Genomic DNA, 24,346 nt, shown 5'->3' with positions numbered 1-24,346 from the left:
GGGAGTCAGATGGGGTGGGTGTCCGTCAGGGCGCGCAGCCCAGCACCATCGCCACGGCGGCGTCCAGGCAGCCGCGTTCGGGTGCCGTCAGGAACGGGTTCTCGTGCTGGCGGGCCCGGGCGCCGGCCAGGTCGGCGGCGTCGGTGCCGCCGTCGCCGGCCAGCTCCGCGAGGAGCGCCGCCAGGAGCGTACGGGCCTCGGCCTCCGGCGCCGGGAACTCCGGGTCGAGGGCCACCCGGGCCAGGGTCAGCGCCGACATCGCCCGGTCCAGGCCGGGCGGGCCCTCCGTGGCGGTGGACCAGTCGATCACCACCGGACCCCGGTCCGTCAGCATCACGTTCTCCGGGTGCAGGTCGAGGTGGAGGATGCAGGCCTGCGGATCGGCCGAGACGCGGGGCGGGATCGCGTGCAGTTCGCGCAGCAGCCGGGCCAGCAGCGCGCCCCCCTCGGCGGCACCCATGGCCCCCGCCAGCAGGGCCTCGGACATGGTCGGGCCGGCCAGCCGCTGGAGCACCAGGTCGGTGGAGCGGGCGCCGTCGGTGGGCGGGCCGATGCGCGGCACCGGGTACCCGAAGGCGCGGACGTACGACATCACGGCCAGCTCCTCCGTGGTGTCGGAGCGGTCGCGGTAGCGGCGAAGGACCCAGGAGCCGTCGAGTTCGTATACGTCGGCGGTGCGTCCCGAGCCCAGAAGTTGCCCTGTGTGCATGGGGCCGAACCTACCCGGGCGTACCGGCGAAAGGGAGGGATCGGGTGGCTTCGTGCGCCTTCACGCGGCGAGGCGGGCCCGTGGGCCCCCCACGGCGCGGCAGGCCCCTCATGGCGCGGGAGGCCCCATAACGCGGGAGGAGGGGGTGAACGAGATCTCCTGTGCCCGGTCCGCGCGCGGCTACGGTGTCGGCAATTCCTTGGTCCGGACCAACCCCCACCGGACCCGGACACCCCCCTGAAACAAGGAGAGTTACGTGGAGAACACCAACCTCCGCAGACGCGTGCTCGCCACCGCAACCGCCACGGTGGCCGTGGGTGCGCTCGCCCTCGCGGGACTGACCGGAGTGGCGTCCGCAGGTCCTCCGGCGGTCACCGCCCCGGCCGCCTCCGCCGACAGCCTCTCGCCCGGCCTGCTGGCCGCCATGGAGCGCGACCTCGGACTCGACGCGGAGGCCGCCAGGACCCGGATAGCGGGCGAGTACCGCGCCGCCGCCATCGCAGCCGGCCTGGAGAAGTCCCTCGGCACCAGCTTCGCCGGGGCCCGCGTCAGCGGGGACACGGCGGACCTCACCGTCGCCACGACCGACGCCTCGGAGGCCGCCCTCATCACCGAGGCGGGCGCGAAGGCGGTGGTCGTCGGCCACAGCCTGGACCGGCTCGAAGCGGCCAAGGCCGCCCTCGACAAGGCGGCGCTGGCCAAGACCCCGAAGAACGTGCCCGTCTGGTACGTCGATGTCGCGGCCAACCGGGTCGTGGTGAACGGAGCGAGCACCTCCGCCGCCGAGGCGTTCGTCAGGGCCGCCGGGGTCGGCGACCAACTGGTCACCGTCGCCCGCACCACCGAGCGGCCCCGCGCCCTCGCGGACATCCGCGGCGGCGACGCGTACTACATGGGCGGCGGAGGCCGCTGTTCCGTCGGCTTCTCGGTGACGCGCGGCTCCACCCAGAACGGCTTCGTCACCGCCGGCCACTGCGGCCGGGCCGGCACCACCACCAACGGCGTCAACCAGCAGGCCCAGGGCACCTTCCAGGGGTCGACCTTCCCCGGCCGTGACTACGCCTGGGTGGCCACCAACGCCAACTGGGTGCCGCGGCCCCTGGTCAACGGCTACGGGCGCGGCGACGTGACCGTCACCGGCTCCACCCCGTCCGTCGTCGGCGCCTCGGTCTGCCGCTCCGGGTCCACCACCGGCTGGCACTGCGGCACGATCCAGCAGCTCAACACCAGCGTCACCTACCCGGAGGGCACCATCTCCGGCGTGACCCGCACCTCCGTCTGCGCCGAACCGGGCGACTCCGGCGGCGCGTACATCTCCGGCAGCCAGGCGCAGGGCGTCACCTCCGGCGGCTCCGGCAACTGCTCCGCCGGCGGTACGACGTACTTCCAGCCGCTCCTCCCCGCCCTCCAGGCGTACGGGCTGACGCTCGTCACCAGCGGCGGCACTCCGCCGACCACCCCGCCCACCACACCGCCGCCCACCGACCAGCCGGGCGGCACCTGGGCAGCCGGTACGTCGTACGCCGTCGGCGCCACCGTGACGTACGGCGGAGCGACCTACCGCTGCCTCCAGGCGCACACGGCCCAGGCCGGCTGGACCCCGGCCGCCGTCCCGGCCCTCTGGCAGCGCGTCTGACCGCCACCCGGCGGCCTCCACCTGACCGGCCCGGCGTCACCGAACCTCCTGAACCTCTCCGCCTCCCCGCACCGAGGACTCCGAGGAATCTGTCATGACCCCACAAAAGGACAACGCAACCCCCCACGAGCCGAACGCCTCCGAAGAGGCGACCACCTCTGACACGGCGTCGGCCGACCCGCGGCGGATCAGCCGCAAAGGCCTCCTGAAGGCCGCGATCGTCGCGAGCGCGGCTCCTCTGCTCGCCGGAGGAGGCGTCGCGCTCGCCCGGGACGCCGCACCGTCGGACGGGGGCGCTCTGCCGGCCCCCACCCCGCAGTGCGACGACGGCGACGACCCGACACCGCCGCAGATGGAGGGCCCGTACTTCAAGCCCGACTCCCCGCGGCGCACCAGCCTGGTGACGCCGGGCACCCCGGGCGTACCGCTCACCGTGAGCGGTTACGTCTTCGGGCGGGCCTGCCGCCCCGTCTCCGGGGCGCTCCTGGACTTCTGGCAGGCCGACACCAACGGGTCGTACGACATGGCCCAGTACGGCTTCCGGGGGCACCAGTTCACCGGTGCCGACGGGGCGTTCAGCCTCACCACGATCGTCCCGGGCCTCTACCCGGGGCGCACCCGCCACATCCATGTGAAGGCCCAGGCCCCCGGGGGCCGCATCCTCACCACGCAGCTCTACTTCCCGGGTGAGCCGCGCAACAACACCGACGCCCTGTTCGACCCGAGGCTGCTGATGAACGTCCGCAGCGTGGGCAACGGGCGCCAGGGCACCTTCGACTTCGTGCTGGACGTCGCCCAGACACCCGGCCCGAGCGATCCGCCCACGAGCCCGCCCACCGATCCGCCGGGCGGCACCTGGACGCCCGGAACCTCCTACCGCGCGGGAGACCGCGTCACCTACGGCGGGGTCGCCTACCGCTGCCGGCAGGCACACCAGTCCCTGACGGGCTGGGAGCCGCCGCACGTCCCCGCGCTGTGGGAACGCGGGTAGACGCGGCAGCAGCGCAGGCGCACCACCGCCCCGCGCCCCGTTCACGCCGTCCGGCGCGTGAACGGGGCGCCTCCGCGTGCGGTCCTCCCCGGCGGGCCCGTTCACTTCGCGTCCGAGTACCGCTCCACGACCGCCGTCGTGAACGGGAACCGCACCGGCGTCTCCCCGAAGGCGATCCGTCCGGCCAGCTCGCCGGCCGCCCGGATCGCCTCGGTCACGGCGGCGGTCTCCTCGGCCGGGCAGTGCACGATCACCTCGTCGTGCTGGAAGAAGACCAGCTCGGCGCGGAGCCCCTGCTCATGGAGGGTGCGGCGCAGCCCGGCCAGGAGGAGCAGGGCCCAGTCGGCGGCGCTGCCCTGGACCACGAAATTCCGGGTGAAGCGGCCCCTGGCCCGGGCCAGACCCCCGTCGGAGACGGGCTCGCCGCCCTCCTGGGGGATGCCCGCCTCCTCGTCCTGGCCCGCCAGCGCGACCGGCGGGCTGGTGCGGCCCAGCCAGGTCCGCACCGTGCGCCCCTCCTCGCCCGCCCGCGCCGCGTCGTCGACATAGGCGACGGCGAGCGGGAAGCGGCGGCGCAGGGCGGCCAGGTTCTTCAGCCCGTCCCCGGACGTCTGGCCGTAGACCGCGCCGAGCAGGGCCAGCTTGGCGTGCTCGCGGTCGCCGTGGAACGCCCGGTCGGAGAGGGACTTGTAGAGGTCGCCGTCATGACCGGCCACCTCCATCAGGCCCCGGTCGCGGGAGATCGCGGCCAGCACCCGTGGCTCCATCTGGTCGGCGTCCGCGACGACCAGGCGCCACCCCGCGTCGGCGACGACGGCCTGCCGGATGACCTTGGGGATCTGGAGGGCCCCGCCGCCGTTGGTCGTCCAGCGGCCGCTGACCGTGCCGCCCGGCTGGTACTCCGGGCGGAAGCGGCCCTCGCGCACCCAGTCCTGGAGCCAGCTCCAGCCGTGTGCGGTCCAGATCCGGTACAGCTTCTTGTACGCGATCAGCGGTTCGACCGCCGGGTGGTCCAGCTCCGCCAGCTCCCACCGCCGGGTCGACTTCACGGAGATCCCGGCCTGTGCGAACGCCTTCACGACATCGGCGGGCAGATCGGGGCGGACCCGTCTGCCGAAGGCCGCCGAGACCTCGTCCGCCAGCTCGGCGAGCCTGCGGGGCTCGCCGCCGCCCGCGTACCGCTCGCCCAGCAGCCCGTGCAGCACCTCCCGGTGCACATCCGCCCGCCAGGGCAGCCCCGCCCGGTGCATCTCGGCCGCGACGAGCATCCCCGCCGACTCCGATGCGGTCAGCAGCCGCATCCGGTCCGGGTGCTCGGCCGTGTCGTGGCGGCGCACCTGGTCCGCGTAGACCCGCAGCAGCCCCTCGAAGGGGACCCCGGGGCCGGAGGACGGCTCGAAGAGGGAGGACTGGGCGCCCGGTTCGGCGGAGCGGGCGGGCGGGTCCGGCGGCACGGGCGCGTTCTCCAGCCGGGCCAGCGCGGCGGCCGCGGACCGGGGCTCACCGAGCCGCCCCGCGTGCCCGAGCAGCAGGAGCTCGGCGCACTCGATGTCGTAACACCGCTCCACGCGGACCCCGGCGGCGAGCAGCCGGGGGTAGAGCTCGGCGGTGGACCGCCACACCCAGCGGGCCACCTCGGGCCGGGAGCGGACCGCCTCGACGAGATCGGGCTCGGCCAGGACCGGCCCGGCGGGCGCACCGTCCCCCGCGAGCGGCACGAGCAGCGCCCCGCCCCCGTCCGCGGCCGCCACCGCCCACCGTTCCCGTCCGGTCATGGGTGCGAGTCTGGCACCCCCCACTGACACCAGCTCGGAACGTGGCCCACGCCGTCCTGTCCGGTACGGCCACCCACCGCGCCCGGACGGCCTGGAGCCGGGGCCGCGGCACCCGGGGCCACGCCTTCCGCCACGCGAACACGGCCGCCCACCCCGCGAGGTCCCCGCGGCCCGGACCGACCAGCCACCCGCACCCCCGCACCCCCGCACCCCGCCTACCCTGGTCGGATGGAACCGGTGATCGACCAGGCATGCGCGGCGGCGCTCTACGCGGAGGGTGACGCGGCTCTGGACACCGGGGCCTCCCTGCTCGCCGCCGCCCCCGACGCGGACGACGCGCTGCACCGGCGCGGCGAGGAGTTCGTGACCCGGGCCTGGGGCAGGGGCTGGCACCCCGCAGATCTGGTCCGGTTCGTCCGGCTGGAGCTGGACGAGCGGCGGGCGGTGCTGGCGGCCACGCTGATCGCCGCCGAGACCGCCCGGTACGGGGAGCTGCCGCCCCGCTGGCGCGCCCAGCTCGCCGAGCTGCCCGGACCGATACCCGCCCCGCGCAACAAGCCCGACCGCTTCTCCTACGCCTCCGATCTTCTGGAGCTGTACCGGCTGCTGCTCCGGCTCCCCGCGATCGAGTCCGTCGGCCCGGCCCCCGGCACCGCAGCCGACCACCTGCACCGGCCGCCCGCCCCCGACGAGCCCCGCATGCTCACCCGGATCAGGGCGCTGCTGGCGAAGGCGGAGGCGACCGGGTTCCCGGAGGAGGCCGAGGCGCTGACGGGCAAGGCGCAGGAGCTGATGGCCCGGCACAGCATCGACGAGGCCCTCATCGCCGCCCGCAGCCACCGCACCGAGAGCCCCGGGGCGTGCCGGATCGGGGTGGAGCCCCCGTACGAGAGCGCGAAGGCGATCCTGCTGGACGCCGTGGCCTCGGCCAACCGCTGCCAGGCCGTCTGGAACGGCGACCTCGGCTTCAGCACGGTCGTCGGCTTCGAGCCGGACCTGGAGGCCGTGGAGCTGCTGTTCACCTCACTGCTCGTCCAGGGCACGGCGGCGATGACCCGGGCGGAGGCCGGGCAACGGGCCTCCGGCCGTAAGCGGACCAAGACCTTCCGGCAGTCGTTCCTGATGGCGTACGCGCAACGGCTGGGCACCCGGCTCGCCGACACCGCCGAACAGGCCACGGCGACCGCGGCCACCAGCGGCACCGCCACCGGCGCCGACACGGGCACCGGCGGCCTGCTCCCCGTCCTCGCCGCCCGGGACGTCGCCGTCACCGAGACCACCGAGCGGATGTTCCCCCGGACCACCACCACCCGGGTCCGCGGCGCCACCGACCTGGACGGCTGGAACCACGGCACCGAGGCCGCCGACCGTGCCCGTATGGGCAGCTCCTCAGAAGGCTCCCGCGAACGTGACGGCGAAATCATGGCGTAAGCCCGGCTTGTCCCTTCCGGAGGCTAGGCTCGGCCCATGAGCTGGCTCCGGGCGCTGAAGGAGACCGCCCGCTCGGGGCTGGAGATCGAGCGGCAGAGACTCGAACCGCTCATCGCCTTCCGCGGGGCGGCCGGGCTCGCCCTCGTCGTCGGGACGAGCCTGGTCCTCTTCGGGCCGGAGATCGCGGCGAGCTCGGCGTTCGGCGCCTTCCAGGCGGCCATCGCCACCTTCCAGCGCAGCTGGCGCCCGCGCCCCGTGCTCGCCCTCGTCTCCGGCGCCAGCCTCGCCGTCTCCACCTTCCTCGGCTACGTCACCGCCTCGCAGCCCGTGCTCTTCCTCTGCCTGCTCGGCGTCTGGACCTTCCTGGCCGGTCTGGCCTGGGCGGCGGGCCCGACGGGCGGGATCATCGCCTCGTCCAACGTCGCGATCATGCTGGTGACGATCACCCTGCCCACCTCCGTCGAGGACGCCGCCGCCCACGCCGGGATGATCCTGGTCGGCGGGGTGGTCCAGGCGGCGCTGATCGTCCTGTTCCCGGTCCGCAGATGGGGGGCCCAGCGCGACGCGCTCGCCGACGCGCTGGCCGCCGAGGCCGACTACGCCCGCAGGCTGCGCCACGACCCGGTCGCCCCCTTCGACCCGCTGCCCCTGATGACCGCCCGCAGCGCCGCCGCTGTCACCCCGCGCGAGGCCCGTCGCCGCCCCGCCGAACTCCACGGCGCCCGGGGCATCGCGGAGCGGCTGCGCCCGGTCCTCGCCTCGCTGGCCGATCCGGCGATGGGCGTCCCCGGCGACGGCCTGGAGCGGGCCTGGGTGAACGAGCTGCTCGGCGCGGCCGGGTCCGTGCTGGACGCCGCCGCGCGGGCCGTCCGGTACGGCGAGCCCGTCCACCTCTCCGCCACCGACCTCGGCGTCCTCAAGACCCCCGACAACGACGTGATCCTCGTCGGCCCCGCCCTCCGCGCCGCCGACCGCCTCGCCGCCCTGCTGGACGACGTCCTGGAGATCGCGGAGGGCACCGGCACCGAGAGCGGCCTGCCCGAGAACCTCGCCCCGGACACCCGGCACCGCCCGACCCTGCTGCGGCTCGTGCCGGTGGTGGTGAAGGCGATGCGCCGGGAGCTGCACCCGGGCTCCCCGATCCTGCGCCACGCGATCCGGGTCGCGGTGGTCGCCGTGGCCGGGTACTTCGTGGGCGCCGCCCTGCCGCTCGGGCACGGCTACTGGGCGCCGATGACCGCCGTCATGGTGATGCGCCCGGAGTTCTCGCAGACGTACGGCCGCTCCGTGGCCCGCTTCTGCGGCACCCTGATCGGGATCGGCCTCGCCACCGCCATCGTGCAGACCGCCCACCCCGACGCCCGGCTCTCCGCGCTCCTGGCGGTGGTCTGCGCCGGGCTGATGTACCTGCTGATGCGGACCGGGTACGCCGTCGGCCAGGTCTGCGTCTCCGGCTACGTCGTCTTCCTGCTCGGCATGGCGGGCGACGACTGGTCCCAGACCGTCACCGAACGCATCGTGCTCACGCTGGTCGGCGGGCTCCTGGCGATGATCTCGTACGCCCTCTACCCGGCCTGGGAGACCCCGCGGCTGCGCAACCGGCTGGCCGAGTGGCTGGTGGCGGACGGGCGGTACGCGGCGACGGTGGTCGACCGCTACGCCGATCCGGCCCACCGCGACCTGGACGAGGTACGGGACGCCCTGATCGCGACCCGGGAGGCCAGGGTCGCCTGGCAGGAGGCGCTGGCGACCGCCCAGCACGAACCCGTACGCCACCGGGGCATCTCCCGGGCCGCCGCCACCGACGCCCAGCACGCCCTGGCCCAGCTCGGCCGCTCCGCGATGGTGCTGGAGGCCCACCTCCCGGCCCGCTCGGCCGACCCGGTGCCCGGCGCCGCCCAGCTGGCCGAGGCGCTGCGCCGGGCCACCGAGAGGGGCGCCAAGGCGGTACGGGAGCGGCGGCTGCCCGACTGGCAGCCGGTGGTGGACGCGGTGGCCCACTGGGATGTGCCGACGCCGGCGCGGGACGGTACGGCACTGGCCGGCGACCCGGTGGTGCGCCGGGGCGCGGCGCTGCTCCTGGAGGCGCTGGAGGAGTTCACCCGCGCCCTGGACGAGCGGGGCGGCTCCACCCGCGTGAGCAGCACCCTCGCGGAGAACCGGGAAGAGGGCTGAGACGCCCGGGCCTCAGGACGCCGGGGGCACCTCGGGCAGCTCCGGCAGCTCGGGCAGCGACGGCAGGTCTGAGGGCAGCGACGGCAGATCCGTCGGCAGCTTGCCTGATTCGGCCTTGGACAGGGTGTCCTTGGCACCGCCGTCCCACGAGACGACCAGCTTCTTCCCGTCGTTGGACTCGATGGAGCCCATGGTGCGGTCGTCGGACCCGCCGGTGCACTTCAGCGCGAGCATCATCTCGCCCATGTCCTTGACGTCGCCCTGGCAGACGGACTGGTCGGCGACGAGGGCGACCTTGCCCGCGGTGATGGAGACGGTGACGTTCTTGCCGTCCGTCAGCCCCACCCAGGTGCCTTCCAGTGCCGCCGCGTCCACGCCGGTGCTCTCCGAACCCTGGTCGCCGCCGGGCGTCGCGGTCGACCCGCCGCCGGAACCCTTGCCCGCGTCGTCGTCACTGCCGCACGCGGTCAGTGCCAGTGCGGCGGCCATGGCGGCGACCACGACACCACCGGTGCGTACAAAGCTGGTCACGTGGAGTTCCCCCTTGCTGTTTTCCGGTCGAAAGACCGCGTCACGTTACCAAGGTTCGTATCCTCAACTCCGTTAAGGGGGAGCGAAATGGGCGTGCTGTTCGTCTCTCCTTCGAGGCATCCTTCAGGGTGTCGTCCCGGAAGGAATACCTGTAGTCAAAGCAACACCCCGTGTGCACGTGCATCTGCTCATGCATCGGCATATGAACAGAGCTATGATCCGACTTAGTTGACACTTGCACCTTGCAACTCGGGGAGCGTCCTGTGCACCACGTGTACAACGGCATGGCGGCCACAGAGCTTCGCGGAGTCGTCTGGCAGAAGAGCAGGCACAGCAACTCCCAGGGATCCTGCGTGGAGTTCGCGAAACTGCCCGGAGGGGATGTCGCGATGCGGAACTCCCGCCATCCCGACGGGCCCGCGCTCGTCTATACGCCGGCCGAGATCGAGGCGCTGCTGCTCGGCGTCAAGGACGGCGAGTTCGACCACCTGACAGCCTGAGGCCATCTGACGGCTGGAGGCTGACTCCGGCGGCCAGTCGGACGGATGATTCCCCTGGCCCCTCGCGGGGCCCAAGTCGCCTTCGCTCACTGTCCGTTCTTCGCGCAGTCCGAGAGCCGGAACAGTGCCCAGACCACCTTGCCGTGCAGGGGCGCGGCCGGGAACTCACCGGCCGGTGCGGGTGAGGGGTGCCAGCCCCAGCTGTCGCTGACGCACTCCACCAGGAACAGGCCGCGGCCCGACTCGGCGGAGTCCGCCGCCTCGCCCGCCACCGGGCTGTCCCGGCTGGGATCGCGCACCGCGCAGACCAGCCGCGAGCTCGAGCGCATCAGATGCAGCCGCACCGGCGGGTCCTGGAACTCCCGGGGCGGATCGCTCGGCAGTGCGTGGCGCAGGGCGTTGGTGACGAGCTCGGACACCACCAGGGCGACATCGTCGAAACGGTCGCCCAGCTCCCACCGGTCCAGGGTGGACCTGGTGAACTGCCGTGCTCCGCCGACCGCTTCAAAACGGGCGGGCAGAGCGCAGGAGGCTGAGCCGGCGACCCCTGAGGGATCGGTCGGGGGAAGCCCCTGCCGTAACGGCTCGAGCATCGTCGATCCATTCGTCCCCATACGAGGCACTCCCGGGATTCGCGGCTGTAGCGGCACTGCCTGTAAGCGGTACTGCGGGGGTACAGCGGCACAACACGAGCACGCAGGTGCGCAGGGGTCATGCTTCCCAATGCGTAGAGCAGATGCAAGGGCAGATGCACGTGCACGCGCCGGACCTGCCCGGTACCGTGGTGATTCCGGCGTATTTCTTCCGTCGGGCAGTTTCGGAGCTTTCCGGACGTCTTCTCATTTCCGTAATCGAATGAGTACGGGCTGAAGCGTTTTGGTGGCAGAATCCTGGCTTCGGGGTCGAGGGGTTCTGGGGGCGCCCCGAGTGCCCGGTAGGCGATGGGGAGGGTTGGGCCAGTGTCGGCAGGCGAGTCGAGTGGATCGGTGGTGCGGCGCATCCTGCTGGGCTCTCAGCTCAGAAGGCTGCGGGAGTCGCGCGGTATCACCCGTGAGGCGGCCGGCTACTCCATCCGAGCCTCCGAATCGAAGATCAGCCGCATGGAGTTGGGACGGGTGAGCTTCAAGGCCAGGGATGTCGAGGATCTGCTCACGCTCTACGGTGTCGCGGACGACGCGGAGCGCGACCCGCTTCTCGGTCTGGCGCGCGAGGCCAATGTGGCGGGCTGGTGGCACAGTTACGGAGATGTGCTGCCCGGCTGGTTCCAGACCTATGTAGGGCTGGAGGGGGCGGCCTCGCTCATCCGTATCTATGAAGTCCAGTTCGTGCACGGCCTGTTGCAGACCGAGGCCTATGCCCACGCCGTCGTCTCCCGTGGAATGCGCGGCGCGTCCGCCGCCGAGATCGACCGCCGCGTCGCCCTGCGGCTGGAGCGCCAGAAGGCCCTCGTATCCGAGCGGGCCCCGGTCTTCCACGCCGTTCTCGACGAAGCCGCGCTGCGCCGTCCGTACGGCGAACGCGAAGTGATGCGCGCCCAATTGCGGCATCTGATCGACATGTCGGAGCAGCCGAACATCACGCTTCAGGTCATGCCCTTCAGTTACGGAGGGCATGCGGGTGAGAGCGGTTCGTTCACCATGCTCCGATTTCCGGAATCCGATCTGTCGGACATTGTCTATTTGGAGCAGCTGACAAGTGCGCTCTATCTGGACAAGGCGGAGGAAGTCGCGCAGTACGAAAAGGCCATGGGCTGCCTGCGCAAGGACAGTCCCGGTCCCGAGGAGAGTCGGGATCTCCTGCGCGGACTCCTCCAACTGACGTGATTTCTCGTTACGATGACGCCACATCAGGAGTCTGCGAACGCCTGCAGTAAGGGATTGCATGTCCTTCTTCCGTGAACTGGCCCACCAGTACATCGACGGCGAGTGGCTGGACGGCAGCGGCTCGTGGGACATCATCGATTTCAATCCCTACAACGGTGAGAAACTCGCCGCCGTCACTGTGGCCACCGCGCTGGAGGTCGACCGCGCCTACCGGGCGGCCGAGCGGGCGCAGCGGGAGTGGGCCGCCGTCAGCCCGTACGTGCGGCGCGCTGTCATCGAGCGCGCGCTCCGGATCACCGAAGAGCTCGCCGAGGAGATCACCGAGGCGATCATCGACGAACTGGGCGGCATCCGGTCGAGGGCGGCGCACGAGGTGCACGCGGCGTCGGAGTTCCTGCGCGAGGCGGTCCGCCAGACTGTGCGGCCCACCGCGAGGCTGCTGCCGGCCGTGGGGGACGGCCGGGAGAACCGGGTCCACCGGCTGCCCGTCGGTGTCGTGGGCGTCATCAGCGCCTTCAACTTCCCTTTCCTGGTGGCGATGAAGTCCGTCGCACCCGCCCTGGCACTCGGCAACGCGGTCGTCGTCAAGCCCCACCAGAACGCGCCCGTCGTCGGCGGCGGGCTGATCGCGAAGATATTCGAGGACGCCGGGCTGCCGGCCGGGCTGCTCAACGTCGTCATCACCGACAGTGCCGAGATCGGCGACGCGTTCATCGAGCACCCCGTGCCCAAGGTGATCTCGTTCAGCGGCTCCGAGCGGGTCGGCCGGCACATCGCCGCCACCGCGGCCGGGGCCTTCAAGCGGACCGTTCTCGAACTGGGCGGCAACAGCGCCCTCGTGGTGCTGGCGGACGCCGACGTCGACCACGCGGTCCGGGCGGCTCTCTTCAGCCGCTTCGTCTATCAGGGGCAGACCTGCCTGGCCGCCACGCGCATCCTGGTGGACCGGGCGGTGGCGGGGGAGTTCGCCGAGGAGTTCACCGCCCGGGTGGCCGCCCTCAAGGCCGGCGACCCGAGGGACCCGGAGACCACCGTCGGGCCCGTCATCAACGCCTTCCAGGCCGATGCCCTGGACGCCCTGGTGGACCGGGCCATCGAGGACGGCGCGACGGCTCTCGTACGCGGCCGGACCGTCGGCAACGTCGTCGCGCCGACCGTTCTCACCGGCCTCGCGGAGGACTCCCCGCTGCTCCGGCAGGAGATCCTCGGCCCGGTGGCCCTGCTGGTGACGTTCGACGGCGAGGACGACGCCGTACGGATCGTCAACGACGGCCCCTACGGACTGAGCGGCGCCGTTCACACCGGGGACGTGGAGCGCGGGGTGCGGTTCGCGCGGCGGATCGACAGCGGGATGTTCCACGTCAACGACTCCACCGTCCAGGACGACCCGCTGGTCCCCTTCGGCGGGGAGAAGGCGTCAGGGACGGGGCGGCTGAACGGCGAGGCGGCGGTGGATGCGTTCACGACGCAGCGCTGGATGTCGATCCAGCACGGCCGCTCGGTCTTCCCCTTCTGAGCCCCTGGAGGTCCGGGGCCCCGGCGGACTCTTCCCTTCCGATCGGCCGGGCTACCCTAGTCAAAGTTGAGTAGGAAGGGGTGGGTGCCATGTCCGCGATCCGGCTGCTGGTCCTCGGCGCTGTGCGCATGCACGGCCGCGCGCACGGCTACCAGGTCCGCAACGACCTGGAGTTCTGGGGCGCCCACGAGTGGTCCAACGCCAAGCCCGGGTCGATCTACCACGCCCTGAAGCAGATGGCGAAGCAGGGCCTGCTCCTGGCGCACGAGACGGCCCCCTCCACGGCCGGGGGCCCGCCGCGTACCGAGTACGAGGTGACGGAGGACGGCCTCGCCGAGTACCGCACCCTCCTGCGCGACGCCATCCGCTCCTACGACCAGAGCCTCGACGTCCTCTCGGCGGCGATCGGGTTCATCGTCGACCTGCCCCGCGAGGAGGCGGTGACGCTGCTCAAGGAGCGGGTGGAGGGCATCAAGGAGTGGCGGGACTCGGTCACCGGGTACTACACGCCCGAGGACGGCCCCGAATCCCTCGGCCACATCGGCGAGATCATGAACCTGTGGGTGCACTCGGCCGACGCGGGCGCGGAGTGGACCCGGGGCCTGATCGCACGGATCGAGGGCGGCGCGTACACCTTCGCGGGCGAGGGCGACCCGTTCGTCGGAGTGCTGGCGGAGGGCGAGGAGAACCCGTACGCGACAGGTGTCCCGGATCCCGGGGACGACGAGTGATCAAGTTTGGCGCATAAGTGAGCCGTCTGGCCGGTCGGCTTCCTCTCCGACGTGTTCGCCGCACCGGCGTCGATGCCGGGCCGGCTGGGCGCGGTGGTCGAGTGGAATCCGATGTCCGCGACCGCCACCGCCGTACGGGAGTTGTTCGGCAACCCGGGCGGCGCCACCGGATCCTGGGCCGCCGAACACGCCCAACTCCTCGCCGTGCTCTGGCCGGTGGCGATCATCGTGGTGTTCTTCCCGCTGGCGATGGGCCGGTTCGCGCGGCTGAGCCGGTAGCGGGCCCTAGTGGTGGAACGCCGTCGGGGCCGCCCGGTCATGGCTCAACGGGTGCTTCTGCGCCCGCAGTTCGGGCAGCAGCAGTTTGAGGTCCTCGATCAGCAGGGCGGCCAGGTCCGAGGAGAACCCGTTGCGGCACACCACCCGCAGCACCGACAGGTCCTGCCGGTTGGCGGGGAACGTGTAGGCCGGGACCAGCCAGCCGTGTTCCCGCAGCCGGCGGGAGACGTCGAACACGTCGTACGCGTGGACCTCCGGCTTGGTCGTGAAGGCGAAGACCGGCAGCTCGTCGCCCCGGGTCAGGAGCCGGAAGTCGCCCAGCTCCTCGATCTCCCGGGCCAGCCCGCAGGCCACGTCCCGGGAGGCCTGCTGGACCGCCCGGTAGCCGTCGTGCCCGAGGCGCAGGAACGTGTAGTACTGCGCGACCACCTGGGCCCCGGGCCGGGAGAAGTTCAGCGCGAAGGTCGGCATGTCGCCGCCCAGGTAGTTGACCCGGAAGACCAGGTCCTCCGGCAGCTCGTCCGCCGTACGCCACAGCGCCCAGCCGACGCCCGGGTAGACCAGCCCGTACTTGTGGCCCGAGGTGTTGATCGAGGAGACCCTCGGAAGCTGGAAGTCCCACACCAGGTCCGGGTCGAGGAAGGGTGCCACCATCGCGCCGGAGGCGCCGTCGACGTGGACGGGGACATCAAGGCCGGTGCGCTCCTGGAGGGCGTCCAGGGCCGCGCAGAGATCGGCGATGGGCTCGTAGGATCCGTCGAAGGTGGAGCCGAGGATGCCGACGACGCCGATCGTGTTCTCGTCGCAGAGCTCGGCGGCGGCCTCCGGGTCGAGATGGAAGCGCTCGCCGTCCATCGGGACCTGCCGGGCCTCCACCTCCCAGAAGTTGCAGAACTTCTCCCAGCAGACCTGCACATTGACGCCCATCACCAGATTGGGCCGGGCGGTCGCCGGATAGCGGTCGGCGTTCCGCTTGGCCCAGCGGCGCTTCAGCGCGAGCCCGGCCAGCATGCACGCCTCACTCGACCCGGTGGTCGAACACCCCACGGCGGTCGCCGGATCGGGCGCGTTCCACAGGTCGGCGAGCATCGCCACACAGCGCCGCTCCAGCTCGGCGGTGCGCGGGTACTCGTCCTTGTCGATCATGTTCTTGTCGCGGCACTCACCCATCAGCACCCCGGCCTGCGGCTCCATCCAGGTGGTGACGAAGGTGGCCAGGTTGAGCCGGGAGTTGCCGTCCAGCATCAGCTCGTCATGGACCAGCCGGTACGCCGTCTGCGGGGGCAGCGGCCCGTCGGGGAGCCGGTGCCGGGGCGGCGCCGTGTTCATCGCGGCCGTCGGATCGGCCTCGCCGAAGAAGGGGTTGAGGGCGAGCCTGCGCCGCTCCTCGGAGTGTTCGTCCCGCTGCGGATGGGCGCCTCGGTGGAGCGGCATGGGGGAGCAACCTTTCTCCGGTCTCGTCTTCTCGTCTCTCAGCTCTCGGCGGCGAGGCCGGCCTTCAGCGCCCGGGTGAACTTCACGACGCGCTCGGCCTGCACACGGGCGGCGGTCAGTGTCACGTCACCGACGGGGAGGTCGCCCTGCCCGGACACGTGCGAGGTGCCGTACGGGTTGCCGTCGACGAACTTCGACGGGTCGGTGTAACCGGGGGAGACGAGGATGCCGCCGAAGTGGTGGATCGTGTTGTAGAGCGCGAGCAGCGTGGACTCCTGGCCGCCGTGGGCGGTGGCGCTGGCGGTGAAGCCGCTGTAGACCTTGTCGGCCAGCTGCCCGGACTGCCAGAGCCCGCCCAGGGCGTCGATGAACTGCTTGAGCTGCGCGGCGACGTTCCCGTACCGGGTCGGCGAACCGAAGATCACCGCGTCCGCCCAGACCATGTCGTCCGGCGAGACCTCCGGGACGGAGGCGGTCGCCTCCAGGTTGGCGGCCCAGGCCGGGTTGGAGTCGATGGCCGCCTGCGGGGCCAGCTCGGCGGCCTTGCGCAGCCGCACCTGGGCCCCGGCCCGCTCCGCGTCCTCGGCGATGGCCCGGGCGATGGTGGCGATCGTGCCGGTGGACGAGTAGTAGATGACGGCGACGTTGACGGGCGTGGACATACGGGACCTCCGTCGGGACAGCATCAGGTCGAAACGGCACACAGCTGTACCAAGCTGACGATACGGATATCCGCCGCACCCGGCGCGCCGGGCGGACCCGCCTCCGTACGCATCACCGTCGTCTCACCGCAGCGCCTTGCCCGCCCCGTCCAGCTGCATCTGCGCCCGCCCGGTCACCAGCAGCCAGGCGGGCAGGGTGGCGGCACAGAGCAGCGGCAGTACGGACGCGTCGCTGACCAGCACCGCCGCCGTGAACAGGCTCACCCACCCCTGCCGGGTCACGGCGAGGAGCACGCCCAGCACCGCGCAGGAGACCGCGAGCGCCGGCGGCACGGCGTCGACCAGGGCGTGGGCGCAGAGGCCGAGCGCCGCCCCCGCGAAGACCGCCGGGAAGATCCGCCCGCCCCGGAAGCCGCACGTCGCCGCGATGACCAGCGCGGCCATCTTCACCACGGCCATCCCGGCGAACTCCCCGGCCGACCACCCGTTCGGGTCCCCGGCGATCTCCTTCACCTCGTCCAGCCCCTTGAAGAGGGTCAGATGGCCGCCCAGCGCCCCGAGCAGCCCCAGCACCAGCCCGCCGAGGGTCAGCGCGAGCACCGGGTACCGCAGCGCGCGGAAGGCCCGGTGCGCCAGCGGGAACACGTACACCGCCGCCAGGCCGAGGAGCGCGCCCGCCGAGGCGATCAGGAGGGCGGAGAGCAGGTCACCCCAGTGCGGTCCGGTGTACGCGGGGAGCGAGAGGTCGAAACTGGGCTCCGCGATCAGCGACATGGTCAGCGCCCCCGCCGTACCGGCCGCGAGCGGCGCGAAGAGCCGGTCCCAGAACGCCCCGGGCCCCGGCTGCGAGGCCAGCGACTCGGAGAGGATCAGCGCGGCGGCGATCGGGGTGCCGAAAAGGGCGCCGACCGTCCCGGCGGCGGCCAGCGCCACCCAGAGCTCGGCAGGCGCGCCTGGAGCGGCCCGCCGGCCGATCCAGTAGGCGAGGGCGATGTTGGCGGCGGTGATCGGGTTCTCCGGTCCGAGGCTCACCCCGCCCGCCAGCGCCAGCACGGTCACCAGGAGCAGTCCGGGGACGATGCCCGGCCGCATCGGCGCGTCCACCAGCCCGGTGGTGGCCGGGTCGGCCCCGCCGTGCCCGGGCACCGCCCGCAGGACCAGCCCCACCGCGAGGCCGGTCGCGGTGAGCATGACGATCATCCAGAGCGAGGAGAACCGCCCTACGCCGAGCGCGTCCGGCAGGGTCTGCCAGAGCGCGTCCTGGAGCCGTTCCGCCAGCAGGCTGACCGCGAGCAGGATCAGCGCGCAGACGATACCGACGGCGATGGCGGGCACCACGAGCGGCAGGAGCCGCCGGGCGGGGGCGGCCGAGGGGTGGGGGTGCGCAGGCGCGGGGGATTCGGGGGCCACCGGCACACCCTAGGGTGACGAAACAGATAAACCAGACCATTGCGCCCTCCAGTGGCACCGCGTCCCGGTGCGCGTCCCGCCCGTGCCACTTCGGTCCGCGTCTCGTCCGCGCCTCCGACCCGAGCCCCCGGCCCGCGCCCCGACCTGGGCCCCGCCCCGAGCCCCCGACCCGCGCCCCGCCCCGCGCACCGGTCCGCGTCTCGTCCGCGCCTCCGGCCCGCGCCACCCCGGCCGCCCCCCCGGGGGTCCACCGGACCCGCCTCACACCTTGCTGATCACCGCCGCCGTCCCGTATGCGCAGACCTCCGTGCCCACGTCCGCCGCCTCCGAGACGTCGAACCGCATCATCAGAACCGCGTTGGCGCCCCGCGCCCTGGCCTGTTCCACGAGCCGCTCCATCGCCTGGTTACGGGTCTCCACCAGGGTCTTGGTCAGCCCCTTCAGCTCGCCGCCGATCATCGACTTCAACCCGGCGCCGATCTGGCTGCCGAGGTGGCGCGACCTCACGGTGAGTCCGAAGACCTCACCGATGACCTGTGTCACCTGATAGCCGGGTACGTCATTCGTGGTGACGACCAGCACGTCCGCCTGGGCCGTCTGGCCGCCGCCGAAATCCTCAATGCCCATGTTTGTGGCACCTCCTGTGGTCAGCCTCGTGCTGCTCCGTAAGATGCGCATTCCCGCCGTCCGCCACTGGAACCAAGGACGTTCACCGGGCGTTGATAGCTTGGGGCGGCCTACAGAGCCCCCACCGCACACATCCTGGAGCCCGGACCCTTGAATACGCTTGCGCTCGGCCCGAGCTGGCTGGACCCGGACTATCTGCTCAATACGTTCGGCCTCCCCGGCCTTCTTCTCATCGTCTTCGCCGAGTCCGGACTCCTGATCGGCTTCTTCCTGCCCGGCGACTCCCTGCTGTTCACCACGGGGCTGCTGGTGACCACGGGACAGCTGAAGTACCCGCTCTGGCTCGTCTGCACGCTGATCGCCGTCGCCGCGATCGTCGGCGACCAGGTGGGCTATCTCTTCGGCCGCAAGGTCGGCCCGGCCCTCTTCAAGCGCCCGGACTCCCGCCTCTTCAAGCAGGAGAACGTCGAGAAGGCCCACGAATTCTTCGAGAAGCACGGGCCGAAGTCGCTGGTCCTGGCGCGGTTCGTGCCCATCGTGCGCACGTTCACACCGATCATCGCGGGCGTCAGCCGGATGAACTACCGCTCCTTCATCACGTACAACATCGTCGGCGCGATCCTCTGGGGCGTCGGCGTCACCGTGCTCGGCGCGATGCTCGGCAAGATCGACTTCGTGCACGAGAACATCGAGATGATCCTCATCCTGATCGTGCTGATCTCGGTGGTGCCGATCGTGGTCGAGGTCCTGCGGGCCCGCAGCCAGGGCAAGAAGGCCGCCGCCGCCGAGGCCGCGCAGAACCCGGACGGCCCCCCGGCCCCCCCGGCCTCCGGCCAGCGCGGCCGCCACGCCAAGCGCTGACCCGTTCCCGTACGGACGCGTACGGAAAGCGCCCCTCCCCGAGTCTCCGGGGAGGGGCGCTTTCCGTGGGCCGGGACAGGCCTAGAACCCCCTGGTCCGCTTCGCCGCCCGGCGGCTCGCCCCGCCGACCGCGCCCGGCACCCCCATGAACAGCCGCGAGATCTCGCTCCCCAGGTTCACCCCGATCGCGATGGCCAGCGCCGTCGCGACCGCCGTGGACAGCGAGGCGAGCCCGGTGTCCAGCTCGTTCTGCGCCACGCCCAGCAGACCGAAGTACGTCGCCGAACCGGGCAGCAGCGGCCCGATCGCCGCCGTGATGTACGGCAGCGAGGAGGTGAACCGGTAGCGCGAGAACAGCTGGCCGAACAGCCCCACCAGACCGGCCGCCACCGCCGTCGCCGCGACCGGCGAGATCTCCCCGGTCCGGGCCATCGCCGCGAAGATGATCCAGGCGACACCACCGTTCAGGGTGACCGCCAGCACGGTCGAGCGCTCCTGCTGGAGCAGCACCGCGAAGGCCAGGCTCAACGCCATCGAGGCGAGGATCTGCACCACCGGTTCGTTATACGCCACGAACCGGGCCTCGGGGTTGAGCTGAGCCCCCAGTTGCAGCCCCAGGTACAGCACGATCAGCACGCCGGCGACGATACCGATGAAGAAGTACATGACCTCCAGCAGGCGGGCGGAGGCGGTGATGTAGTAGCCGGTCAGCCCGTCCTGCACCCCCGCCACCAGCGCCCGCCCCGGCAGCAGCGCGAACAGCCCACCGGTGATCACCGCGGACGGGCGGATGTCCGTCGAATGGGTCAGCGTCAGCGCCACCCCCATCGCGGCGGGCGGCATCGCGGCCACCGTGAACTGGTAGAACTCCGGCAGCCCGCGCCCGGCGCACAGCCAGGCCAGCCGGTCGCCGAGCATCGCGCCCGCCGCCGCCACCAGGAACACCAGCGGCCCACCGCCGACCAGCACGGAGGCCGAACCGGCCAGCAGCCCGGCGGCCGCCGTCAGCACCCAGCCCGGGTACGGGTGCCGGTTACGCCGGATCTCCGCAAGCCGCCGGTAGGCCTCCTCCAGGGAGACCTCGGCGTCCTCGCTGGTGATGTCGTCGACCAGCCGGAAGACCGCCGCCAGCCGGGTGTAGTCGGTGCCCCGGCGGCGTACGGTACGGCTCGCCGTCACCGGGTCGTCGACCAGTGAGGGCTGGTGCGAGATGGACAGCAGTGTGAACGTGACGGTCGGCTCGCTGCGGTCCAGCCCGTAGGAACGGGTCACCGCGAACATCGCCGCCTCGACGTCCTCGGCGCCCTCGCCGCCCGCCAGCAGCAGCTCCCCGATACGCAGCGTCAGGTCCAGGACGCGCGGCACGGCGGGCCCGGTCTCGTCGTCGGTGCGCTGGACGGTCTCCGGGGCCGGGCGCTCGGTCACCGGCATCCGGAGCATCGTGCGCATCCGGTCCTGCCAGGGCGCCTCCTTGGTCAGCTTGACCATCGGAATGCCCTGCGCCGGGGTGAAAGCGGGCGGCGCCTGCTGGGCGTTGTACGAGCTCGGCGGGGTGAAAGCGGAACTCAGCGTGTCCGAGTTCGGGCCGCCCGTGGAGCCGCCGCCGGAACCACCCGAGCCGCCCGCCTCGTGGTGCACCCCGGTCGGGATCGCGAACTCCGATGTCGGGTGGTCCTCCTCGGGCGGCGACACCGGCTGCATCGTCCCGGCAGGCGGGGCGAAAGCGCTCCGCGCCTCGTCGGACTGGGGCTTCTGGTCCTCCGGACCGCCCGATTCCGCCACCACTCGACCTCGCTCCTCCTCGGCTGATCTTCCGGGCGCACGTGTGCCCAGTATGGCCACCGACATGACCCCCGCATGACGAGGCGGTGCGCACAGCGGAACGGGCGGCACACCGGTGAAGGTGTGCCGCCCGTTCGCGTACGGCCGTCCGGCTCACAAGCGGAACCGGAAGAGGTACGTCAGTGCTTGCCGCCCTGGGCCTCAAGACGCTTGTACGAGGCCTCGATCTCGGCCTCCGCCTCGGTACGGCCGACCCAGTCGGCACCCTCGACGGACTTGCCCGGCTCCAGGTCCTTGTAGACCTCGAAGAAGTGCTGGATCTCCAGGCGGTCGAACTCCGACACGTGGTGGATGTCGCGCAGGTGCTCCACCCGCGGGTCCGACGCCGGGACACACAGCAGCTTGTCGTCGCCGCCGGCCTCGTCCGTCATCCGGAACATGCCGATGGCACGGCACTTGATGAGGCAGCCGGGGAAGGTCGGCTCGTCCAGGATGACCAGCGCGTCCAGCGGGTCGCCGTCCTCGCCGAGGGTGTTCTCGACGAAGCCGTAGTCGGCCGGGTAGCTGGTCGAGGTGAAGAGTCGACGGTCCAGGCGGATCCGACCGGTCTCGTGGTCCACCTCGTACTTGTTCCGCGAACCCTTCGGGATCTCGATGGTGACGTCGAACTCCACGGGTGGCTCCTCCATGATCAACACATACGACTGGTGGTTAAGTGTCCCCCACGCAGAAGAGTGCTCGCGAAAGGGGCTGGTCAACGGTGGCCGAGCCGGTGGAAGAACCGTCGAACCGCCCGTCGGACCCCTGGGGCCGGATCAAGAACCTGAAGAGCAAGCGCAACGGGTCCAACACCTGGCAGGTCGTCGCAGGCTCCGCCGTGCTCGGCCTGGTCGTGGCCACCGGCGCCGTCCTCGCCGCCGGTCCCTGGGACAACGGTCAGCGTAAGGCCGAGCGGCAGCTGGCAGCCGCCACGGACCGTACAGGTGGCGTACATCACGGTCGTACGCTGCCCGGCGCCCCGGAACCGGCCCCCAGCGCCGCCGCCGTCCTCGCCGCCCTCGACACGGCCCACACCCGTTCGGCCCCCCAGGACCCCGCGAGTCTGCGCACCGCCCTCGCCCCGCTCATCGGCGCACCCGAACTGGGTACGAGGACGGCCGCCTCCGTCATCGACACCGCCACCGGCAAGGAGCTGTACGGGCGCGGCGCCGCCACCCCGATGACCCCGGCCTCCACCGTCAAGATTGCCACCACCGTCGCGGCGCTCTCCGCCCTGGGCCCCGACCACCGCATCGCCACCACGGTCCGGCTCTCCGAGGACGCCCGCACCCTCACCCTCGTCGGCGGCGGCGACCCCACCCTGAGCAAGGCCGCCCTGAAGTCCCTGGCGGTCTCCGCGGCCAAGGCCCTGGGCGAGGACGGCAAGGAGCCCGTACGGCTCACGTACGACACCTCCCGCTACACCGGTCCCGTGCTCCACCCGATCAGCCCCAACACGAACATCGCCCCCGTCACCGCCCTGATGGTCGACGAGGGCCGCGTCGACGGCACGGACCGCGGACCCGCCACCCGTACGGAGGACCCGGCCCAAGACGCCGCCCGCGCCTTCGCCGCCCAGCTGGAGAAGGCGGGCGCCGAGGTCACCGGCGCCCCCCGTGAGGCCCGGGCGGCCGCCGGGGCCCGTACGGTCGCCACCCACCACTCCGCCCCGCTCTCCGCCCTCGTGGAGCGCACCCTCACCAACAGCGACAACGACATCGCCGAGGCCCTCGCCCGGCAGACCGCCATCGCCAAGGGCGAGAGCGCCGACTTCGCGGGCGCCCGCCGCGCCGTCACCGCCGAACTCAGGAAGCTCGAAGTGCCCACCGACGGGGCCCGCCTCGCCGACGGCAGCGGACTCGACCGCGAGGGCCGCGTCACCCCCGCCCTCCTCACCACCCTCCTGGCCCGCGCCGCCGACCCGGAGCGGCCCGGACTGCGCCACGTCCTCACCGGCCTCCCCGTCGCCGGCTTCAACGGCACCCTCAGCACCCGCTACCGGGACGACACCGGCGCGAGGGGCCTGATCCGCGCCAAGACCGGCACCCTCAGCCGCGTCAACGCCCTCGCCGGAACCGTCGTCGACCCCCAGGGCCGGCTGCTCGCCTTCGCCTTCCTCGCCTCCGGCTCCGAGAACCCGTCCGCGGCCGAATCCGCCCTCGACGCCCTGGCCGCCGCCCTCGCCGGGCCGGTCGACAGGCCCTGAACCCCACCACCGGGCGAATCGCTCACGTACGGTTGACGCATGACGAGCATCGGTGGTGCAGAGATGGTCGACTGGAACCTCGCGGTCGCGACCGCGACCCGACTGGTGCGGCCCGGGCCCGAGATCAGCCGCGAGGAGGCCCGTGCCGTCGTCGCGGAGCTCCGCCGGCACGCCAAGGCCTCCGAGGAACACGTCCGCCTCTTCACCCGGATGATCCCCGAGGGCATCGAGCCGGAGGACACCCCGGTCCTGGTCGTCGACCGGGCCGGCTGGATCAAGGCCAACGTCGCCGGCTTCCGCGAACTGCTGCGCCCGCTGCTCGCCAAGATGGAGAGCCGCCGCTCCGGCGGACCCGGCGGAGCCGTGCTCGGCGCGGTCGGCGGCAAGGTCACCGGTGTGGAGCTGGGCATGCTGCTCTCCTTCCTCGCCTCCCGGATCCTCGGCCAGTACGAGACGTTCGCCCCCGCCACCCGGGAGCTGCCCGGCTCCGCCGACGGCGGCGGACGGCTGCTCCTGGTCGCGCCCAACATCGTCCACGTGGAGCGGGAACTCGACGTCGACCCGCACGACTTCCGGCTCTGGGTCGCCCTCCACGAGGAGACCCACCGCACCCAGTTCACCGGCGTCCCCTGGCTCCGCGACCACCTCCAGGGCGAGATCCAGTCATTCCTGGACGAGACCGACGTCGACCCGATGACCTTCCTGGAGCGGCTCCGCGAGGCCGCCCAGTCCCTCTCCGGGGCCGGCCGCCCCGAGGGCGAGCGCGGCGACGACGGCGGACGCAGCCTCGTCGACGTCGTCCAGACCCCCGCCCAGCGCGAGGTGCTCGGCCGCCTCACCGCCGTGATGTCCCTCCTGGAGGGCCACGCGGACTTCGTGATGGACGGCGTGGGCCCCGAGGTCGTCGGCTCCGTCGCCGAGATCCGGGAGAAGTTCCAGAAGCGCCGGGCCCAGGGCGCCGGCCGCCTCGACCAGGCGCTGCGCAAGCTGCTCGGCCTGGACGCCAAGCTCCGGCAGTACAAGGACGGCGAGAAGTTCGTACGATCGGTCGTCGAAGAGGTCGGCATGGACGGCTTCAACCGGGTCTGGACCTCGCCCAACACCCTCCCGACCAAGGCGGAGATCGCCAAACCCGCGGAGTGGGTCGCGCGGGTGCACCGTAAGGCCGAATCGTGACCCTTCCCCGGCCCAGGACCGGGAAAGTGCCCTCCAATCACCCATCCGAGGG

General features: G+C 72.2%; 21 protein-coding genes and 1 pseudogene. 12 read left to right on the top strand and 10 right to left on the bottom strand.

Annotation, left to right across the window (positions count from 1 at the left end):
* Positions 1–25: 25 nt before the first annotated feature.
* On the bottom strand, positions 26–709 hold the full coding sequence (locus D6270_RS14775; protein ID WP_109164970.1) for a phosphotransferase: 684 nt from the start codon (positions 707–709) through the stop codon (positions 26–28).
* Positions 710–965: 256 nt separating this feature from the next.
* Here D6270_RS14775 and D6270_RS14770 point away from each other — a divergent pair, with 256 nt between their 5' ends.
* Entirely contained in the window at positions 966–2,345 is a 1,380-nt protein-coding gene (locus D6270_RS14770; protein ID WP_109164971.1) for a carbohydrate-binding protein, read from the top strand.
* Positions 2,346–2,439: 94 nt separating this feature from the next.
* Positions 2,440–3,336, top strand: a complete 897-nt coding sequence (locus D6270_RS14765) for a dioxygenase family protein (protein WP_109164972.1) — start codon at positions 2,440–2,442, stop codon at positions 3,334–3,336.
* A gap of 101 nt (positions 3,337–3,437) precedes the next feature.
* On the opposite strand, the gene D6270_RS14760 is transcribed toward D6270_RS14765, so the two are convergent.
* The gene (locus D6270_RS14760; RefSeq protein WP_109164973.1) at positions 3,438–5,111 is read right to left on the bottom strand and encodes a bifunctional 3'-5' exonuclease/DNA polymerase; all 1,674 of its coding nucleotides are present in this window, start codon (positions 5,109–5,111) and stop codon (positions 3,438–3,440) included.
* 228 nt (positions 5,112–5,339) lie between these two features.
* Between D6270_RS14760 and D6270_RS14755 the strand changes: the two genes are divergently transcribed.
* A complete protein-coding gene (locus tag D6270_RS14755; RefSeq protein WP_109164974.1) occupies positions 5,340–6,542 on the top strand; it encodes a DUF2786 domain-containing protein in 1,203 nt (400 codons plus the stop codon).
* Positions 6,543–6,578: 36 nt separating this feature from the next.
* Positions 6,579–8,717, top strand: coding sequence for an FUSC family protein (locus D6270_RS14750; protein WP_109164975.1), 2,139 nt, complete (start codon positions 6,579–6,581; stop codon positions 8,715–8,717).
* 12 nt (positions 8,718–8,729) lie between these two features.
* Here the strand turns inward: D6270_RS14750 and D6270_RS14745 are convergent, their stop codons facing one another.
* Positions 8,730–9,248, bottom strand: coding sequence for a hypothetical protein (locus D6270_RS14745; RefSeq protein ID WP_109164976.1), 519 nt, complete (start codon positions 9,246–9,248; stop codon positions 8,730–8,732).
* A 263-nt stretch (positions 9,249–9,511) separates the two neighbouring features.
* Here D6270_RS14745 and D6270_RS14740 point away from each other — a divergent pair, with 263 nt between their 5' ends.
* On the top strand, positions 9,512–9,748 hold the full coding sequence (locus tag D6270_RS14740; RefSeq protein WP_031123986.1) for a DUF397 domain-containing protein: 237 nt from the start codon (positions 9,512–9,514) through the stop codon (positions 9,746–9,748).
* Between the two features lie 86 nt (positions 9,749–9,834).
* On the opposite strand, the gene D6270_RS14735 is transcribed toward D6270_RS14740, so the two are convergent.
* On the bottom strand, positions 9,835–10,341 hold the full coding sequence (locus D6270_RS14735) for an ATP-binding protein (RefSeq protein WP_109164977.1): 507 nt from the start codon (positions 10,339–10,341) through the stop codon (positions 9,835–9,837).
* 348 nt (positions 10,342–10,689) lie between these two features.
* Between D6270_RS14735 and D6270_RS14730 the strand changes: the two genes are divergently transcribed.
* From D6270_RS14730 to D6270_RS14715, 4 genes and pseudogenes are all read left to right on the top strand, one after another.
* The gene (locus D6270_RS14730; RefSeq protein ID WP_202419447.1) at positions 10,690–11,571 is read left to right on the top strand and encodes a Sco1979 family transcriptional regulator; all 882 of its coding nucleotides are present in this window, start codon (positions 10,690–10,692) and stop codon (positions 11,569–11,571) included.
* A 58-nt stretch (positions 11,572–11,629) separates the two neighbouring features.
* Positions 11,630–13,087 (top strand): aldehyde dehydrogenase family protein, encoded by a 1,458-nt coding sequence (locus D6270_RS14725; protein WP_109164979.1) that lies wholly within the window; start codon positions 11,630–11,632, stop codon positions 13,085–13,087.
* An 89-nt stretch (positions 13,088–13,176) separates the two neighbouring features.
* Positions 13,177–13,818, top strand: a complete 642-nt coding sequence (locus tag D6270_RS14720) for a PadR family transcriptional regulator (protein WP_109164980.1) — start codon at positions 13,177–13,179, stop codon at positions 13,816–13,818.
* Positions 13,819–13,842: 24 nt separating this feature from the next.
* Positions 13,843–14,097, top strand: a pseudogene (locus D6270_RS14715) (ABC transporter permease); the annotation flags it as partial.
* A gap of 6 nt (positions 14,098–14,103) precedes the next feature.
* Here D6270_RS14715 and D6270_RS14710 read toward each other — a convergent pair.
* From D6270_RS14710 to D6270_RS14695, 4 genes are all read right to left on the bottom strand, one after another.
* Positions 14,104–15,531: a glutamate decarboxylase gene (locus D6270_RS14710; RefSeq protein WP_109164981.1), complete on the bottom strand. Its 1,428-nt coding sequence runs from the start codon at positions 15,529–15,531 to the stop codon at positions 14,104–14,106.
* 38 nt (positions 15,532–15,569) lie between these two features.
* Positions 15,570–16,193, bottom strand: a complete 624-nt coding sequence (gene wrbA, locus D6270_RS14705; protein ID WP_109164982.1) for an NAD(P)H:quinone oxidoreductase — start codon at positions 16,191–16,193, stop codon at positions 15,570–15,572.
* A 123-nt stretch (positions 16,194–16,316) separates the two neighbouring features.
* Positions 16,317–17,603, bottom strand: a complete 1,287-nt coding sequence (locus D6270_RS14700; protein ID WP_109164983.1) for an ion channel protein — start codon at positions 17,601–17,603, stop codon at positions 16,317–16,319.
* 261 nt (positions 17,604–17,864) lie between these two features.
* Positions 17,865–18,230, bottom strand: a complete 366-nt coding sequence (locus D6270_RS14695) for a YbjQ family protein (protein ID WP_018514299.1) — start codon at positions 18,228–18,230, stop codon at positions 17,865–17,867.
* A 150-nt stretch (positions 18,231–18,380) separates the two neighbouring features.
* Between D6270_RS14695 and D6270_RS14690 the strand changes: the two genes are divergently transcribed.
* On the top strand, positions 18,381–19,091 hold the full coding sequence (locus tag D6270_RS14690; RefSeq protein WP_109164984.1) for a DedA family protein: 711 nt from the start codon (positions 18,381–18,383) through the stop codon (positions 19,089–19,091).
* Positions 19,092–19,172: 81 nt separating this feature from the next.
* Here the strand turns inward: D6270_RS14690 and D6270_RS14685 are convergent, their stop codons facing one another.
* Entirely contained in the window at positions 19,173–20,876 is a 1,704-nt protein-coding gene (locus tag D6270_RS14685; RefSeq protein ID WP_109164985.1) for a threonine/serine exporter family protein, read from the bottom strand.
* 176 nt (positions 20,877–21,052) lie between these two features.
* Positions 21,053–21,547, bottom strand: coding sequence for an inorganic diphosphatase (locus D6270_RS14680; protein ID WP_018514302.1), 495 nt, complete (start codon positions 21,545–21,547; stop codon positions 21,053–21,055).
* Positions 21,548–21,633: 86 nt separating this feature from the next.
* Here D6270_RS14680 and dacB point away from each other — a divergent pair, with 86 nt between their 5' ends.
* A complete protein-coding gene (gene dacB, locus D6270_RS14675) occupies positions 21,634–23,118 on the top strand; it encodes a D-alanyl-D-alanine carboxypeptidase/D-alanyl-D-alanine endopeptidase (protein ID WP_109164986.1) in 1,485 nt (494 codons plus the stop codon).
* A 39-nt stretch (positions 23,119–23,157) separates the two neighbouring features.
* Entirely contained in the window at positions 23,158–24,294 is a 1,137-nt protein-coding gene (locus tag D6270_RS14670) for a zinc-dependent metalloprotease (RefSeq protein ID WP_109164987.1), read from the top strand.
* Positions 24,295–24,346 lie beyond the last annotated feature (52 nt).

This window comes from Streptomyces griseus subsp. griseus, assembly GCF_003610995.1.
In the GTDB taxonomy this organism is placed as follows: Bacteria; Actinomycetota; Actinomycetes; order Streptomycetales; family Streptomycetaceae; genus Streptomyces.
The sequence above is the reverse complement of the archived record's forward strand: the minus strand, read 5'-3'. Positions and strand labels throughout refer to the sequence as shown.